We start from the raw sequence: 14140 nt of genomic DNA, 5'->3' as shown, positions 1-14140 counted from the left end.
AGAGATCTTGCAGTGGTGCGTTGGCGCTTCGAACTTCGATAACACATACGTTACCGCGCAGCGGCAATGCCTGCCAGCGGCGCGCCCCCCTGTGGGAGCGAGCCTGCTCGCGATGAGGACCGACCGGTCAACCATTGTGTTGAGTGTCAGGTCGCTATTGTCGGATCGCCGCCCGGAGCAAACCCGCGCATCTACAGTGACAGCGGTGTCTTCAGGGTTGCGGCAGGAATCTGAGTAACGCCGCAACAATGGCCTCTGGCGCATCTTCCTGAACCAGATGCCCGGCATTGGGGATTGCCTGAAACTGCGCCCCCGCAATCAACTGCTGCAGGGCGCGCCCGCGCTCGATGGGGATCCACTGATCGTCCTCGCCCCACAGAATTTGCACAGGACAGCGAACGGACGGATACAGCGTTTCGACTTCACGGGTGTAGCGCTGGTCCATCTGCGCAATCTGCCGGTAAAACGCCGCTTGCCCAGACGCGCCCAGCCACGGCTGGACGTAAGGGGCGAGTTCATGATCCGGGATTGTTCGCTTGATCGCCCCGCGTATATAAGCCGGCACAATCGCCTGCTGGATGTAATCCGGTACGCCACTGAACGCCGCTTCGTGTTGGCGCACATGCTGCACAAACGGCGAACCCCACGGCGTCAGCGCGACCGGGTCGATCAGCGTCAGGCTGCGATAATCCTTGTCGTTCAACAGATGCGCGCGCAACGCCGTGGCCCCACCAAAATCGTGGGCGACCACGTCAGGTTGCTTCAGCCCCCAATGATCCAGCAGTTGCGCGAGCAGCTCGTTTTGCACACCTAACGAGACATCGCCGTCGATTTTTTCCGACTGCCCATACCCCAACAGATCGAAGTAATGCACCCGATGCGTAGCGATGAAATGCGGCGCAATCCGGTGCCACACATAAGAAGAGAACGGTGTGCCGTGCACAAACACCAGCGGCGGCCCGTCACCGCGCACGGCAAAGCGAACAGCGTGCCCGTTGAAGTGGAAAGTTTGCGGTAGCGGCCAGTCAGTCATGAAGGAGGTGCCTCTCGGTCGGCGATCGTGCAAAAAGCATAGGCATAAAAAACCACCTCTAAAGGTGGTTTGATGCACAGCTGACGAAACGCATGTGTCTGCGAGGTCGAATTATTCGCCGTGATAAATGCAGCCGCTGGTGCACGTTTCGTGGATACGAATCGCGCTGAGTTCAGGCAACAAAGGCTTGAGCTCTTTCCAGATGAATTTGGCCAACACTTCACTGGTCGGATTCTCCAGGCCAGGAATGTCATTCAAATAGTTGTGATCCAGACGCTCGTACAGCGGTTTGAAAATCGCCTTGATCTCGGAGAAATCACGAATCCAGCCAGTGTGCGGATCGAGGTCGCCGCTCAGGTGAATTGCCACTTTGAACGAGTGGCCATGCAAGCGACCGCACTTGTGGCCGTCCGGTACGTGGGGCAGGCGGTGGGCGGATTCGAAGGTAAATTCTTTGAAAATTTCCACAGTGTTTTCAGCTCTGTCAGGTGGCGATCGCCGCAGCGATGTGGGCAGGCGGCGAGTTTAACAGCTTGCGTTTGCGCTTGCGGGAAAACACTGACTAAAGGGTCAATAAGCGCTCGCCCAAACCACCCGTGGCGGCCAGTTCGAGAAACTCGTCGCCCAGCCGGCGGCTTTCTTCCATCGCGGCGCGCCAGTATTTTTGCCGGCCCGGAGCATCGCCCATGAAGCGCTTGAAGTCGTTTCGGTCCGGCAGTTTGCCGTAGGGCAGGCGCGCCAGGTAATCCTTCGACGGCGCCAGCAGCAAGACATCCTGCAGGCGCGCAGGGCAGGCGCGACGCCACGGCAGGGTCTTGTCGAACCAGCCGGGAATCACCCGGTCGGTGAAGTGGGGATAGAGCACGATGTCGTTGCCGCTGTAGGGCAGGTCGAGGTGGTAGTCGAGCAGGCCGCCGTCACGGAACATCCCTGCGCCGGCCCCCGGCAAATCACGCACGCCTTGCATGACCATCGGGATCGAACCCGAAGCGAGCAAGGCCTGACGCAGGTTGCCGGCGTTCAGTGCAACGAAGCGCGACGGAAAATCATTCAGCGCATCGAGCGGTGGCGCCAGGCGCGGATCGTGAATGATCAACCGTTCGAAATGCCTGGCGAGCCGGGCGCGACCCCGCAGGTTGTCGGCAATGACGGAGGACAGGCCGAGGCCCAGTCGCCCACGGTGATCGTCCGCCAGCAGGCCCTGGCTTCTGACCACCATGATGTTCAAGCGATAATGCGGGTTGTCCAGAATCGACGCATCGCGGCCGTCGAGCAATTCATCGAGCATGCCTTGCGAGCTCCGACTGATTTGCGCCATGGTCACGCCTTTGTTGAAATTCTGCTCGGTGTACAAATGCCCGAGGCGGCGAATCCCTTCGGCGGCATCCGGCAGGCAGGCGCTGGCGAAGCGCCAGGAACCGACCGATGCACCGATCAGCGAGCGTTCGCGCGGCGCGGCAGGCAGCCATTCGCCGAACAGCGCCAGGTCCAGACCTTGAATGCCTAATGCCTTGGGCCCACCGGCGGCACCGGGCAGTGTGCCGACGTCGGCGGCGCTCAAGCCATTTTCACGGATGCGCGCAAAAGCCCTGGGACCGGCCTTGAGCGTCAGGGACGGGAATTTGATATGGATGGCGGTCATACCGGCCTCGGTGTGTGGCAAGCGGGGGATTATAGGCGCGCCTCGCCTGCTGTGGGAGCGAGTGTGCTCGCGATGAGAGTGCGTGATTCCTGAACGGCACGTGGCGCTCAATCGACCATCGCGAGCAAGCTCGCTCCCACAAAAAATCGTGAGATCGTGACCAATGATGGCAATTCAGTTTCAGTTAAGTTCGACTCACTAAGGTAGCCCCCGTACGCAACACATAAAAATACGGAGACACCCATGAAAATCCTGACTGCCCTGTTTACCGCCTCCATCATCGGCATGACTGCCAGCATCGCTCACGCCCGCGACCTCGGCCCCGACGAAGCCCTGCGGCTGCGCGACGCTGGTACCATTGTGTCTTTCGAGAAGCTCAACGCCACGGCCATCGCCAAGCATCCGGGTTCAACCATCACCGAAACCGAGCTGGAAGAAGAGTACGGCAAGTACATCTATCAGGTCGAAATGCGCGACCCGCAAGGCGTCGAGTGGGACCTGGAGCTTGACGCGGTGAGCGGTGCGGTTCTCAAGGATCATCAGGATACGTAATGAAGGTGTTTTCTTCGAAATGGAGCGTCAGCAGCCGATTGACCCTGGCGCTCCTGGCGTTTTGCTCATTGGCCATGGCCCGCGATCTGGATCAGGACGAAGCCCTGCGCCTGCGTCAGCAAGGTGTGATCATGCCGCTCGAGCAATTGCTGGAGCAGGCGCTGGACCGTTACCCCGGCTCGAAACTGCTCGAAGCCGAGCTGGAAGAAAAACACGACGTCTACATTTATGAAGTCGAACTGCTGACCCCCGAAGGCGTGGTCCGTGAACTCGACCTCGATGCTACCAATGGCCTGTTATTGAAAGACAAGGAAGATTGACCGATGCGTTTGCTTCTGGTGGAAGACCACGTGCCCTTGGCCGACGAACTGATCGCCGGCCTCAACCGCCAGGGTTACGCAGTCGATTGGCTGGCGGACGGTCGCGACGCGGTGCATCAGGGCAGGAGCGAACCCTACGACCTGATCATCCTCGACCTCGGCCTGCCGGGGGTGCCGGGGCTTGATGTGCTGGCGCAGTGGCGGGCCGGCGGGCTGGCCACGCCGGTGTTGATTCTCACGGCGCGCGGCTCGTGGGCCGAACGCATCGAAGGGCTCAAGGCCGGCGCCGATGATTACCTGACCAAGCCGTTTCATCCCGAAGAACTGCACTTGCGCATCCAGGGGTTGCTGCGCCGCTCCCATGGTCAGGTCAATCAGCCGACACTGCAATCGGCCGGGTTGCATCTGGATGAAGGGCGTCAGTGCGTTACCCGTGACGGCGCCGACATCCAGCTCACCGCTGCGGAATTTCGCCTGCTGCGCTATTTCATGCTGCACCCGGAACAAATCCTCTCGAAAAGCCACCTCGCCGAACACCTCTATGACGGCGAAACCGAGCGCGATTCCAATGTGCTGGAAGTCCACGTCAACCACCTGCGACGCAAACTCGGGCGCAGCGTTATCGAAACCCGTCGCGGCCAGGGTTACCTGTTCGGCGGGCAAGCGCAGTGAGGTCGATCCAGCGCCGCTTGAGCCTGGGCCTGATCAGCGTGATGGTGATCGTCGGCCTGGTGCTCGCGCAAACCAGCTTGTGGCTGTTCGAGGTGGGCCTGCAGCGCTACCTCGAGGCAGGGTTGCGCAACGACAGTGAAAGCCTGCTGATGGCGCTGGTGCGCGGGCCGCAGGGCCTGCAGCTGGATGAGCGGCATTTGTCGCCAGCGTACCAACGCCCGTTTTCCGGGCATTATTTCCGTATCGATTTTGCTGACAGCCACTGGCGTTCCCGCTCGTTGTGGGATCAGGAACTGCCGCGCCTGGACCATCCCGGCCTGCACAGCAATCTGCAACTGGGCCCGGAAGGTCAGCAATTGCTGGTGCTGCGCTCGGATTACCGACGCCTCGGTCAGTCGATTTCGATCAGCGTGGCGCAAGATTACACACCGGTACGCGAGAGTTTCCAGCGCATGCGGCAGATCGGTCTGGGCTTGGGCCTGGCGGGGCTGCTGCTGATTCTGCTGTTGCAGCGGATCACCGTGCGGCGCGCGTTGCGGCCCCTGGAAAAAGCCCGCGAACAGATTGCTCAGTTGCAGCAAGGTCAGCGCTCGCAGCTCGACGATCAAGTGCCCGTGGAGCTGGAGCCACTGGTGGCGCAAATCAATCATTTGCTGGCGCACACTGAAGACAGCCTCAAGCGCTCGCGCAATGCCCTGGGCAATCTGGGGCATGCACTGAAAACGCCCTTGGCGGTGTTGTTGAGCCTGGCGTCCAGCGAAAAACTCGACGCCCATCCCGAACTGCGCAAAATCTTCAAGGAACAACTGGAACAGGTCCAGCAACGCCTCAACCGTGAGCTTAACCGTGCGCGCTTGTCCGGCGATGCGTTGCCGGGAGCGTTGTTTGATTGCGACGCAGAATTGCCGGGGCTGCTCGCGACGTTGAACATGATTCACGGCGACCATCTGCAGTTGAGCTATCGAACCCCTGCCGGGTTGCTGCTGCCATGGGATCGCGAAGATTTGCTGGAGTTGCTCGGCAACCTGCTGGACAACGCCTGCAAATGGGCGGATGCCGAGGTGCGACTCAGTGTGGTCGAGACGGCCGCAAGCTTTCTGTCAAGTGTGGAAGATGATGGGCCGGGGATACCCGAGGCACAGCGCGATCAAGTGCTGAACCGGGGCACACGGCTGGATGAGCAGACCGATGGCCACGGTTTGGGCCTGGGCATTGTGCGTGACATCGTTGATACGTGGGGTGGGGTGATGCGGTTAGAGGAGAGCGAATGGGGCGGGCTCAAGGTCGTCATCGAACTCCCGAAACGCTGACATCGTTCTGAACGAATCTGATTTCCCTTGTGGGAGCGAGCAAGTCCGCTCCCACAATTGATCTTCAGTGGATACTTATTCCTGGATCAAACCCTGAACTGATCCATCAACCCCTGCTGTTGATTCGCCAGCCTGTTCAGCGACTGGCTCACCCGCGCCGATTCATTGGCCTGCCCCGACAGCGATTCAGTCACATCACGAATGGTCGCGACGTTGTTGTTGATCTCTTCCGCCACCGCGCTCTGTTCTTCCGCCGCACTGGCAATCTGCAGGTTCATGTCGCTGATCACCGTCACCGCATCACCAATCTGGCGCAGCGCCGTCACGGCCTGACCCACTTGCTCGACACTGCCCTGAGCCTGGCGATGGCTGTTATTCATCGAACCCACCACATCCTGAGTACCACTTTGCAATTGCTCGATCACCAGGCGGGTTTCCTCGACCGACTCCTGAGTTCGCCGCGCCAGATTGCGCACTTCATCCGCCACCACGGCAAAACCGCGACCGGCTTCACCGGCTCGGGCCGCTTCGATGGCAGCGTTGAGCGCGAGCAGATTGGTCTGCTCGGCGATGGCGCGGATCACTTCCAGTACTGAACCGATTTTCTCACTGTTCGCCGCCAGTCCTTCAACCTGCGCCATCGCCGAACTCATGTCTGCGGCGAGGTTGTCGATGCTGGTAGTGGTCTGGTCAATTACGGTCAAACCACGCCGGGTCGCATGATCGGCATCGCGCGCTGCCTGGGCGGCTTGCGCGGCGCTGCGGGCGACGTCTTGCGCGGTGGCGCTCATCTCGTGAGAAGCCGTGGCGACCTGATCGACCTGACGATATTGCTGTTCCATGCCGGCGCTGGTCTGGGTAGCGATGGCCGAGGATTGGTCCGCTGTGCTGCGCGCGTCCTGCACCGAGCGCTTCACTTCGGCGATGATCGGTTGCAGCTTGTCGAGGAAGCGGTTGAACCAGCCGGCCAACTGGCCGAGCTCGTCCTGCTTGTCGTAGGCCAGACGCCGGGTGAGGTCGCCTTCGCCACTGGCGATGTCCTCGAGCATGTGCGCCACACCCAGAATCGGTTTGGTCACGCTGCGCGCCATCAACCACACCAGCAGCAGGCCGATCAGCGCGGCCAGTGCGCCAAGGCCCAGTTCCACCAACGCGCCTGCGGTGTTGCTGTCATCGAGTTGTTTTTCCAGCGCTTCCGCCGGACCGATCAGTACGCGCTCCGGCACATCGAGCAGCACGCCCCAGGATTTGCCGCCCGGAATCGTCTCGAACGGTGCCAGTACTTTCAGCTGACGATCGCTGTGCAGGCTTACGGTCTGGTGGCTAGTGGCGAGCAAACGAATCAGTTCGGCACCGCTGGCGGTGTCCACGGCGTCGAGGCGCTGGCTGAGTTTGCTGGCGTCCCGGCTGTAGGCGGCAAGCAGGCCGGCCGGGCTGACGATGCTGACGTTGGTCTGGCCGTCATAGAGTTTTTTGCTCGCGCCCTGACTGATCGCTTGCAGGCTGTTGAGGTTGATGTCCGCCGACAGCGAAGCGATCACCTTGCCATTGACCATCAACGGGAAAACGATGCTGGTCATCAGTACGTTCTGGCCGTCGATCACGTAGAAATACGGTTCGATCACACAGGGTTTGAGCGTGGTGCGCGGGCAGGTGAACCAGGCATTGGCCGCTTCGCCGCTGGGGCCTGTTTTGGTGTCGACCATGTCACTTTCCGGAAGCGCCATCGCGGTCACCTTGCCCGGGGTCGGTTGTGACCAGTACAAGGCAAAGCGGCCCTTGTCGTTGCTGCCCAGTTCCGCCTGACCGGCGAACAGTTCGTCCTTGCCATCCAGCGCATTGGGTTCGAAAACCAGTGACAGCCCCAGCAACTCCGGGTTGGCCTGCAGCGCCGCCTGAACCTGGCGTGTCAGGTCTTCACGCAGGTCGAACGCGTCAAGAAAACGCTTTTCGGCCTGATCGCGCAGGAACAGCACCTGCCGCGAGAAGCCGTGACCGTATTGGTAGGCATCCATGAACTGCTGACGAATCCCCAGCGCCTGGTTTTCGCCCTGGGATTCGATCCGCGCCTGGGCAGCTTCGGTCAGCATCTGCGTGCTCGAAGCTTTTACCATTTTGGAGCTGTGATCCATGCGATACAGCGAAAGGCCGACCAGCAAGGTCACGATGCCGGCGAGACACAGCCCGGCGAGCAAGGTGATCTTCCATTGGATGGAGAGTTGTCGGAGCGACATGGGAAACGTCCTTATTCGATAAATATCTGAGACTTGGCACTGTAGCGGCCCGACAGCCGCTTACTTGAGCTGGAAACTGCGAGGTGCAGGTGAAAAACACGCGTGCTGGCAGCTTTGGACTTGCAGCTCGCCGCTGCATCCTGCACAGTGCGCGCCCTCTGATAAAACCCGTTGTTCACCCCGCTGGCGGCGCCTCGCACGCCTGCCGGACTCATTTCGTTTGGCCTGAGGTAAAGATGATTAATGCAGTAATTGCCGCGGTTGGCGTCATGCTGATACTCAGCCTGTGCCGCGTGCACGTCGTGATTGCGCTGATCGTGGGCGCGCTGGTCGGTGGCTTGACCGGTGGTCTGGGCATCGACGCAACGCTCAAGGCATTCAATAGCGGCCTCGGCGGCGGTGCGACCGTGGCGTTGTCCTACGCGTTGCTCGGCGCTTTCGCCGTGGCGATTGCCAAGTCTGGCCTGGCCCATGCCTTGGCGGACCGCGCGCTGGCCATGGTCGATCGCCATCACGCGAGCGGCAGCGGTCGGGTCAAATGGCTGCTGATCGGTTTGCTCTGGGTGGTGGCCATCGCTTCGCAGAACATCCTGCCGATCCACATCGCGTTTATTCCGCTGCTGGTGCCGCCACTGCTCTATGTGCTGACCAAGCTGCAACTGGATCGTCGCTTGATCGCCTGCGTCATCACCTTTGGCCTGATCACGCCGTACATGTTCCTGCCGGTGGGCTTCGGCAACATCTTCCTCAATGAAATCCTGCTGGCCAATGTCGCCCGCAGCGGCGTCGATATCAGTGGCATCAACGTCACCCACGCCATGGGCATCCCGGCGCTGGGCATGCTGGTGGGGTTGGGTGTGGCGTTTATCAGCTACCGCAAGAAGCGCGTTTACGATCTGGCTAAAATCGAACGGGTCGAGCAGGTCGCGGTGCAATACAACCCGTTAAGCCTGATGGTTGCGGGTGTGGCCATCGCTGCGGCGTTCATCGTTCAGTTGCTGCTGGATTCGATGATCATTGGTGCGCTGGCAGGCTTTCTGATTTTCTCGGCGTCGGGCATCGTCAAATGGCGCGAGACCGATGACCTGTTCACCGAAGGCATGAAGATGATGGCGATGATTGGCTTCATCATGATCGCCGCATCGGGCTTCGGCGAAGTGATCAAAGCCACCGGACACGTGCAGACCCTGGTCGAAACCTCGGCGTCGTGGATCGGCCACAGCAAGGCCATCGGCGCGCTGCTGATGTTGCTGGTCGGTCTGCTGGTGACCATGGGCATTGGCTCGTCGTTTTCCACCGTGCCGATTCTGGCGGTGATCTTCGTGCCGCTGTGCGTGCAACTGGGTTTCAGCCCGATGGCCATCGTCTGTATCGTCGGCACCGCCGGTGCATTGGGCGATGCGGGCTCGCCGGCCTCGGACTCGACCCTCGGCCCGACCTCCGGGCTGAACATCGATGGCCAGCATCACCACATCTGGGACACCGTCGTTCCGACATTCCTGCACTACAACCTGCCATTGCTGGCATTCGGCTGGGTGGCTGCGATGGTCCTTTAATCCTTGTCGCTTGTGGGGGCGAGCCTGTGTGGCGAGGGGATTTATCCCCGTTGGGTCGCGGAGCGGCCCCCAGCATTCAACTTTTGATCCGCTGGTGATCGCCGTTGCCGGCATGCTGCTGGCCAACGCCATTCTGCGGCCACTGAACCTGATGAAGGCCAATCTCGACGACATCGCGGCGGGCGAGGGCGACCTGACCCGGCGCCTGACTATCACCAGCCAGGATGAACTCGGCGAACTGGCCGGTTCGTTCAATCGTTTCGTCGACAAGATTCATGGCCTGGTCCGGCAGATCACGGAAATGACCTCGCAACTGACCGGGCTGGTCAATCAGGTCTCCGCTCAGGCTCAGCGTTCGGATCAGGCGATGGAGCGTCAGCGTCACGAAACAGATCAGGTCGCCACGGCGATCAACCAGATGTCTGCCGCTGCGCAGGAAGTGGCCAAAAGTGCGCAAAACGCTGCGGTCGCCGCGCAACAGACCGATGAAGAAGGCCAGGCCGCCAAGCGTGTGGTCGCAGGCAGCATCGTCAAGATTCATGCATGGGTGGACGACATCCGTAGCAGCGGTGTGTCGCTCGACAGCCTGCAAAAGGATGTGTCGTCGATTGTCAGCGTGCTTGGGGTCATCCGTTCGATTGCCGAGCAGACCAACCTGTCGGCGCTTAACGCTGCCATCGAAGCCGCCCGTGCCGGGGAGGCCGGGCGTGGTTTTGCGGTGGTAGCGGATGAGGTTCGGGCGCTGGCCAGCCGTACGCAGATCAGCACCCAGGAAATTCAGAGCATGATCGACCGCTTGCAGGCCGGCACCCAATCGGCAGTGGAAGCCATGCGTCGTTCCAGCGAGGCGGGGGACGGTACGTCGGCGCAGGCCAATGAAGCGGGGGCTTCACTGGACACCATGGCGCAGTTGATCGCGACGATCATTTCGATGAACGCTCAGATCGCCAGTGCTGCCGAGGAACAGACCGCCGTGGCCGAGGAGATCAACCGCAGCGTGCATCAAATCGCTGTTGCTGTGGACAGCGTCGCCGACGAAACCCAACTCGGCGCCCAGACCACCCGCAGCCTGGCCGACCTCGGCCAACGCTTGGGCGGGCTGGTCGGTCAGTTCCGTATCTGACCCACCTGGGGGAGGGCTTCTGTGGACATGGGCTTCTGTGGCAAGAAGGCTTCTGTGGTGAGGAGGCTTCTGTAATGAGGGGGGCTGTGGAGAGGGGCTTCTGTGGCGAGGGGGCTTGCCCCCGTTGGGCTGCGCAGCGGCCCCAGAATCTGGCGAGCGCTGCGCACTCGAACGGGGGCAAGCCCCCTCGCCACATGGCCCCTCGCCACAGTATCGTGTTCGACTGGTGGCTACGGCCTGTCCCAATACGGCACCGCGCCAAAACACTCCAGATAAAAATCAATTACCGTCCGCACCTTCACCGACAGCCGCCGACTCCCGGGCCACAAGACAGCGATCTGCTGCGGCTCGAGGCTGTTTGACACCTCATATTCCGTCAATACCGGCACCAGCGTGCCATTGCGCACCGCTTCGCCAATCAGCCACGACGGAAACATCACCAGCCCCAGCCCTTGCTCGGCGGCTTGCGTCAGCGTGTCGGCGTGGTTGCCGGTGATCGGTCCTTTGACTGACCAGGGCGTCCAGTCCTGCTGATCGCGGCGAAAAAACCAGCGCTGCTGTCCCGCTGCGCCTTTGTAGGCCAGGCATTGATGAGCCGCGAGGTCGTGGGGATGTTGCGGCGTACCCTGGCGGGCGAGGTAGGCGGGGCTTGCCGCCACTTGAAAGCGATGGGGCGCCAGAATCCGCGCCTGCATGCTCGAATCATGCAGCGTGCCGATGCGAAACAGCAGGTCAGCGCCTTCGTGCAGCGGATCGATGTAGTGGTCGGTCTGCTGGATATCCAGTTGCAATTTCGGATATCGCTCACACAACTGCCCTAGCCAGGGCGTCAGGTGCCGCTGCCCGAACACCACCGGCGCATTGATCCGCACCAGTCCCCCCGGTTCGCTCTGCTGTTCCTGCAGGGCTTGTTCGGCTTCCTCCAGCTGCGCCAGCACTCGTCGTGCGTGGTAACCGAGCATGCGCCCGGCCTCGGTGGGCGTGACCGCGCGAGTGTGGCGATAAAGCAATTGCTGGCTCAGGGCCTGCTCCATCAATTGAATCTGTCGGGAAATCGAGGAGGGCGCCAGGCCTTCGCGACGGGCGACTTCGGAAAAACTGCCATGGTCGAGCACCGCGACGAACAGGCGAAGCGACTTGAATCCCAAATCATTGAAGCCGTGCATGGGCAATCCTGCTGTGCGTAATGCGCAAAGGTGTTGTCGAGATGATCCCATTTATCGCAAAGCTCGGCCATCCGATAATGCGCGCAATTCGGCACATGCCTGTAGGTGATCGTGCTGTCCATTTGATAACGGGTAGGTGTGCGCCAATGCAAACTTCTTCAATCGAAACCGCGGCGACCAAACCGGGGCTGCGGCTGTTGCTACTGCCACTGGTGATACTCGCCGGCATGGGCCTGTCCGTGGAGGCGGGCCTGCTGGGGCCGCTCGGCGTGCAGGTCGGGCACTTGTGGGCGACCTTGAGCATCTTCGGCGTAGGCACAGCGATTCTGTTTCTGCTGCTGTTGTTCAGTGGTCCGCGACAGGGGCCTGCGTTGAGCGAGTTGCCACGCTGGCAGTTGATCGGCGGGTTTCTCGGGCCGATATACGTGGTGGTGCTGACGATGGCGACCCCGCATATCGGCGTAGCCATGACCATGATTGCGATTCTCTCCGGGCAGGTCGGCAAAAGCGTGTTAATCGACCATTTCGGCTGGTTCGGCACCACGCGCAAAAAGGTCAACGGTGAACGTTGGCTGGCCTTGCTGCTGATTGTGGCAGCGCTTGTTCTGATTGCTCGAGGTTGATGATGAATCTGATTATTTTGTTGGCGGTGGTTGTAGCTGCCGGTGCGGTGCTGAGCGTGCAGGCGGCAATCAACGGGCGTCTGGGTGAGACGGTCGGCGTGTTGCGCAGCAGTTTGCTGACGTTCGCAGTGGGTGCCGTGGTAACCGGTTTGCTGATCCTGTTTTTTGAACCGGCGCATACGTTGAGTTTGCTGGACGTACCGAAATGGCAGCTCGGTGGCGCCTTGTTCGGAGTGGTTTACATGGTAGTGATGGTCGGCGCCGTGCCCCGCGTCGGGACCGCCGTGGCGACAGTCGCTGTTATCGTCGGGCAACTGGGGATGGGGATGTTGATCGACAACTTCGGCTGGCTGGGTAATCCGGCGATTGAATTGTCGGGGAGTCGAGTACTGGCGATGGTGCTTTTGGGGTTGGCGCTGGTTTTCATGTATCGCAGCAGTTCGCGCGACGTTTGACGCCATAATCGGGACTGTCAGAAATTTTGTGTTCGGGCATAACATGAGCAAGAGGTGCATGTATGCCAACCAAAAAGAAACCCGCGTTGCGAGAATTACCAAAAATACCGAAAGAGCTGCTCGAGCAGTTTGCTGACGGGCCGATGACCGCTGAAGCCATCGAGGATGCGTCTGCGGCGTTCAAGAAGGCTCTGATCGAGCGCGCCTTGAACGCCGAACTCGGCCATCATCTGGGCTATCCGCCGGGCGCGCAGCGCCCCGAGGATGAAACCAACCAGCGCAATGGTAAAAGCGCTAAGACGGTTCTGACCGGTGACGGCCCGCTGCGGCTGGATATTCCCCGCGACCGAGACGGTAGTTTTTCACCCATTCTGATTCCGAAACACGAGCGGCGGTACACCGGCTTCGACGACAAGATCATCGCCATGTATGCCCGTGGAATGACTGTCCGGGAAATCCGTGCATTTCTCTCCGAGCAATATGGGACGGATGTCTCGCCTGACTTCATCAGCTCTGTCACCAGCGAAGTCATGGACGAAATCACTTCGTGGCAACAGCGGCCTTTAGAACCGATGTACCCGGTCATTTTCTTTGATGCCCTGCGCGTCAAAATCCGTGAAGAGGGCTTGGTGCGCAACAAGGCAATCTATTTGGCATTAGGGGTTTTGCCCGATGGAACGCGCGATATTCTGGGGATCTGGATCGAGAACACTGAGGGTGCAAAGTTCTGGATGAAGGTTTTCAACGACCTCAAGACACGCGGCGTCGGTGATGTGCTGATCGCTGTAACAGACGGCCTAAAAGGCATGCCAGAAGCCTTGAGCGCGGTGTTTCCGGCGACGACGTTGCAAACCTGCATCGTTCATCTGATCCGCAATAGCCTTGATTACGCGGCGTGGGATAAGCGCCGGGAACTGGCCAAAGCGCTCAAGCCGGTCTATCAGGCAGTCACCGCCGAAGCGGCCGAACAGGCGCTGGATGCTTTTGAAAACGGTCCATGGGGCAAGCAGTATCCGACGGTAGTGGCAGCCTGGCGGCGCGCTTGGGATCGAGTAATTCCATTCTTCGTCTTCCCGCCCGCCATTCGAAAAGTGATCTACACAACCAACGCAATCGAGAGCATCAACGCTCAGCTACGCAAGATCATCAAGACCCGCGGGCACTTCCCAACCGACGATGCGGCAACCAAGCTGATCTGGCTGGCACTACAAAACATCACCGCCAATTGGGGCAGCGCGGCGCACGACTGGAAGAGTGCAATGAATCAATTTGCAATTCTGTACGGAGACAGATTTATCAGGCTGACCTGGTAAAAATACGGCCTGCCTGACGGCAGGCCATTACCGGCCCGCACACAAAAAATCTGATACTCCCCCATAATCCCAGGCGCGGCATAACCAAAAACGGCCTCTATCAAATAGAGGCCGTTTTTATGCAGCTCAAACGATTATCGC

Annotated in this window: 13 protein-coding genes and 2 pseudogenes; 9 read left to right on the top strand and 6 right to left on the bottom strand. The window is 60.3% G+C overall.

From position 1 onward, the window contains the following. Nucleotides 1-211: 211 nt before the first annotated feature. From ACYZT1_RS17220 to ACYZT1_RS17210, 3 genes are all read right to left on the bottom strand, one after another. Nucleotides 212-1033, bottom strand: a complete 822-nt coding sequence (locus tag ACYZT1_RS17220) for an alpha/beta fold hydrolase (protein ID WP_462015882.1) — start codon at nucleotides 1031-1033, stop codon at nucleotides 212-214. Nucleotides 1034-1144: 111 nt separating this feature from the next. Next, nucleotides 1145-1501: a 6-carboxytetrahydropterin synthase QueD gene (gene queD, locus ACYZT1_RS17215; RefSeq protein ID WP_059405420.1), complete on the bottom strand. Its 357-nt coding sequence runs from the start codon at nucleotides 1499-1501 to the stop codon at nucleotides 1145-1147. A 94-nt stretch (nucleotides 1502-1595) separates the two neighbouring features. Next, a complete protein-coding gene (locus ACYZT1_RS17210) occupies nucleotides 1596-2675 on the bottom strand; it encodes a patatin-like phospholipase domain-containing protein (protein ID WP_462015881.1) in 1080 nt (359 codons plus the stop codon). A 243-nt stretch (nucleotides 2676-2918) separates the two neighbouring features. Here ACYZT1_RS17210 and ACYZT1_RS17205 point away from each other — a divergent pair, with 243 nt between their 5' ends. The 4 genes from ACYZT1_RS17205 to ACYZT1_RS17190 are packed head-to-tail and all read left to right on the top strand — an operon-like array spanning nucleotide 2919 to nucleotide 5529. Beyond that, nucleotides 2919-3227, top strand: coding sequence for a PepSY domain-containing protein (locus tag ACYZT1_RS17205; RefSeq protein WP_462015880.1), 309 nt, complete (start codon nucleotides 2919-2921; stop codon nucleotides 3225-3227). Then, nucleotides 3227-3547: a PepSY domain-containing protein gene (locus tag ACYZT1_RS17200; RefSeq protein ID WP_462015879.1), complete on the top strand. Its 321-nt coding sequence runs from the start codon at nucleotides 3227-3229 to the stop codon at nucleotides 3545-3547. Before ACYZT1_RS17205 ends, ACYZT1_RS17200 begins: the two co-directional genes overlap by 1 nt. Before the next feature lie 3 nt (nucleotides 3548-3550). Beyond that, nucleotides 3551-4219: a response regulator transcription factor gene (locus ACYZT1_RS17195; protein WP_462015878.1), complete on the top strand. Its 669-nt coding sequence runs from the start codon at nucleotides 3551-3553 to the stop codon at nucleotides 4217-4219. Then, nucleotides 4216-5529: a sensor histidine kinase gene (locus ACYZT1_RS17190; RefSeq protein ID WP_462015877.1), complete on the top strand. Its 1314-nt coding sequence runs from the start codon at nucleotides 4216-4218 to the stop codon at nucleotides 5527-5529. Before ACYZT1_RS17195 ends, ACYZT1_RS17190 begins: the two co-directional genes overlap by 4 nt. 86 nt (nucleotides 5530-5615) lie before the next feature. On the opposite strand, the pseudogene ACYZT1_RS17185 reads toward ACYZT1_RS17190, so the two are convergent. Both ACYZT1_RS17185 and ACYZT1_RS17180 read right to left on the bottom strand, forming a co-directional pair. Next, a pseudogene (locus ACYZT1_RS17185) lies at nucleotides 5616-6131 on the bottom strand (methyl-accepting chemotaxis protein); the annotation flags it as partial. A gap of 342 nt (nucleotides 6132-6473) precedes the next feature. Further along, a pseudogene (locus ACYZT1_RS17180) lies at nucleotides 6474-7544 on the bottom strand (methyl-accepting chemotaxis protein); the annotation flags it as partial. A 458-nt stretch (nucleotides 7545-8002) separates the two neighbouring features. Here ACYZT1_RS17180 and ACYZT1_RS17175 point away from each other — a divergent pair. After that, on the top strand, nucleotides 8003-9319 hold the full coding sequence (locus tag ACYZT1_RS17175; RefSeq protein WP_462019270.1) for a Na+/H+ antiporter family protein: 1317 nt from the start codon (nucleotides 8003-8005) through the stop codon (nucleotides 9317-9319). Nucleotides 9320-9362: 43 nt separating this feature from the next. Further along, nucleotides 9363-10442 carry a methyl-accepting chemotaxis protein gene (locus tag ACYZT1_RS17170; RefSeq protein WP_462019269.1) on the top strand — a complete coding sequence of 360 codons (1080 nt, stop codon included), beginning with the start codon at nucleotides 9363-9365 and terminating at the stop codon, nucleotides 10440-10442. A gap of 230 nt (nucleotides 10443-10672) precedes the next feature. Here ACYZT1_RS17170 and ACYZT1_RS17165 read toward each other — a convergent pair whose 3' ends face one another. Then, nucleotides 10673-11608, bottom strand: a complete 936-nt coding sequence (locus ACYZT1_RS17165) for a LysR family transcriptional regulator (RefSeq protein ID WP_462015876.1) — start codon at nucleotides 11606-11608, stop codon at nucleotides 10673-10675. A gap of 146 nt (nucleotides 11609-11754) precedes the next feature. On the opposite strand from ACYZT1_RS17165, the gene ACYZT1_RS17160 reads away from it, so the two are divergent. From ACYZT1_RS17160 to ACYZT1_RS17150, 3 genes are all read left to right on the top strand, one after another. After that, nucleotides 11755-12231, top strand: coding sequence for a DMT family transporter (locus ACYZT1_RS17160; RefSeq protein ID WP_462015875.1), 477 nt, complete (start codon nucleotides 11755-11757; stop codon nucleotides 12229-12231). Further along, on the top strand, nucleotides 12231-12686 hold the full coding sequence (locus ACYZT1_RS17155; RefSeq protein WP_462015874.1) for a DMT family transporter: 456 nt from the start codon (nucleotides 12231-12233) through the stop codon (nucleotides 12684-12686). Before ACYZT1_RS17160 ends, ACYZT1_RS17155 begins: the two co-directional genes overlap by 1 nt. A gap of 62 nt (nucleotides 12687-12748) precedes the next feature. Further along, nucleotides 12749-13999: an IS256 family transposase gene (locus tag ACYZT1_RS17150; protein ID WP_462015873.1), complete on the top strand. Its 1251-nt coding sequence runs from the start codon at nucleotides 12749-12751 to the stop codon at nucleotides 13997-13999. Nucleotides 14000-14140 lie beyond the last annotated feature (141 nt).

The organism is Pseudomonas sp. PB3P13 (assembly GCF_054897735.1).
This window is presented reverse-complemented; position numbering and strand designations above follow the sequence as displayed.

Bases quoted from the DNA above. Each gene is read 5' to 3' on its own strand.
- ACYZT1_RS17220 (WP_462015882.1), bottom strand. From the start codon at position 1,033: ATGACTGACTGGCCGCTACCGCAAACTTTCCACTTCAACGGGCACGCT.
- ACYZT1_RS17210 (WP_462015881.1), bottom strand. From the start codon at position 2,675: ATGACCGCCATCCATATCAAATTCCCGTCCCTGACGCTCAAGGCCGGT.
- ACYZT1_RS17205 (WP_462015880.1), top strand. From the start codon at position 2,919: ATGAAAATCCTGACTGCCCTGTTTACCGCCTCCATCATCGGCATGACT.
- ACYZT1_RS17200 (WP_462015879.1), top strand. From the start codon at position 3,227: ATGAAGGTGTTTTCTTCGAAATGGAGCGTCAGCAGCCGATTGACCCTG.
- ACYZT1_RS17195 (WP_462015878.1), top strand. From the start codon at position 3,551: ATGCGTTTGCTTCTGGTGGAAGACCACGTGCCCTTGGCCGACGAACTG.
- ACYZT1_RS17165 (WP_462015876.1), bottom strand. From the start codon at position 11,608: ATGCACGGCTTCAATGATTTGGGATTCAAGTCGCTTCGCCTGTTCGTC.
- ACYZT1_RS17160 (WP_462015875.1), top strand. From the start codon at position 11,755: ATGCAAACTTCTTCAATCGAAACCGCGGCGACCAAACCGGGGCTGCGG.
- ACYZT1_RS17155 (WP_462015874.1), top strand. From the start codon at position 12,231: ATGATGAATCTGATTATTTTGTTGGCGGTGGTTGTAGCTGCCGGTGCG.
- ACYZT1_RS17150 (WP_462015873.1), top strand. From the start codon at position 12,749: ATGCCAACCAAAAAGAAACCCGCGTTGCGAGAATTACCAAAAATACCG.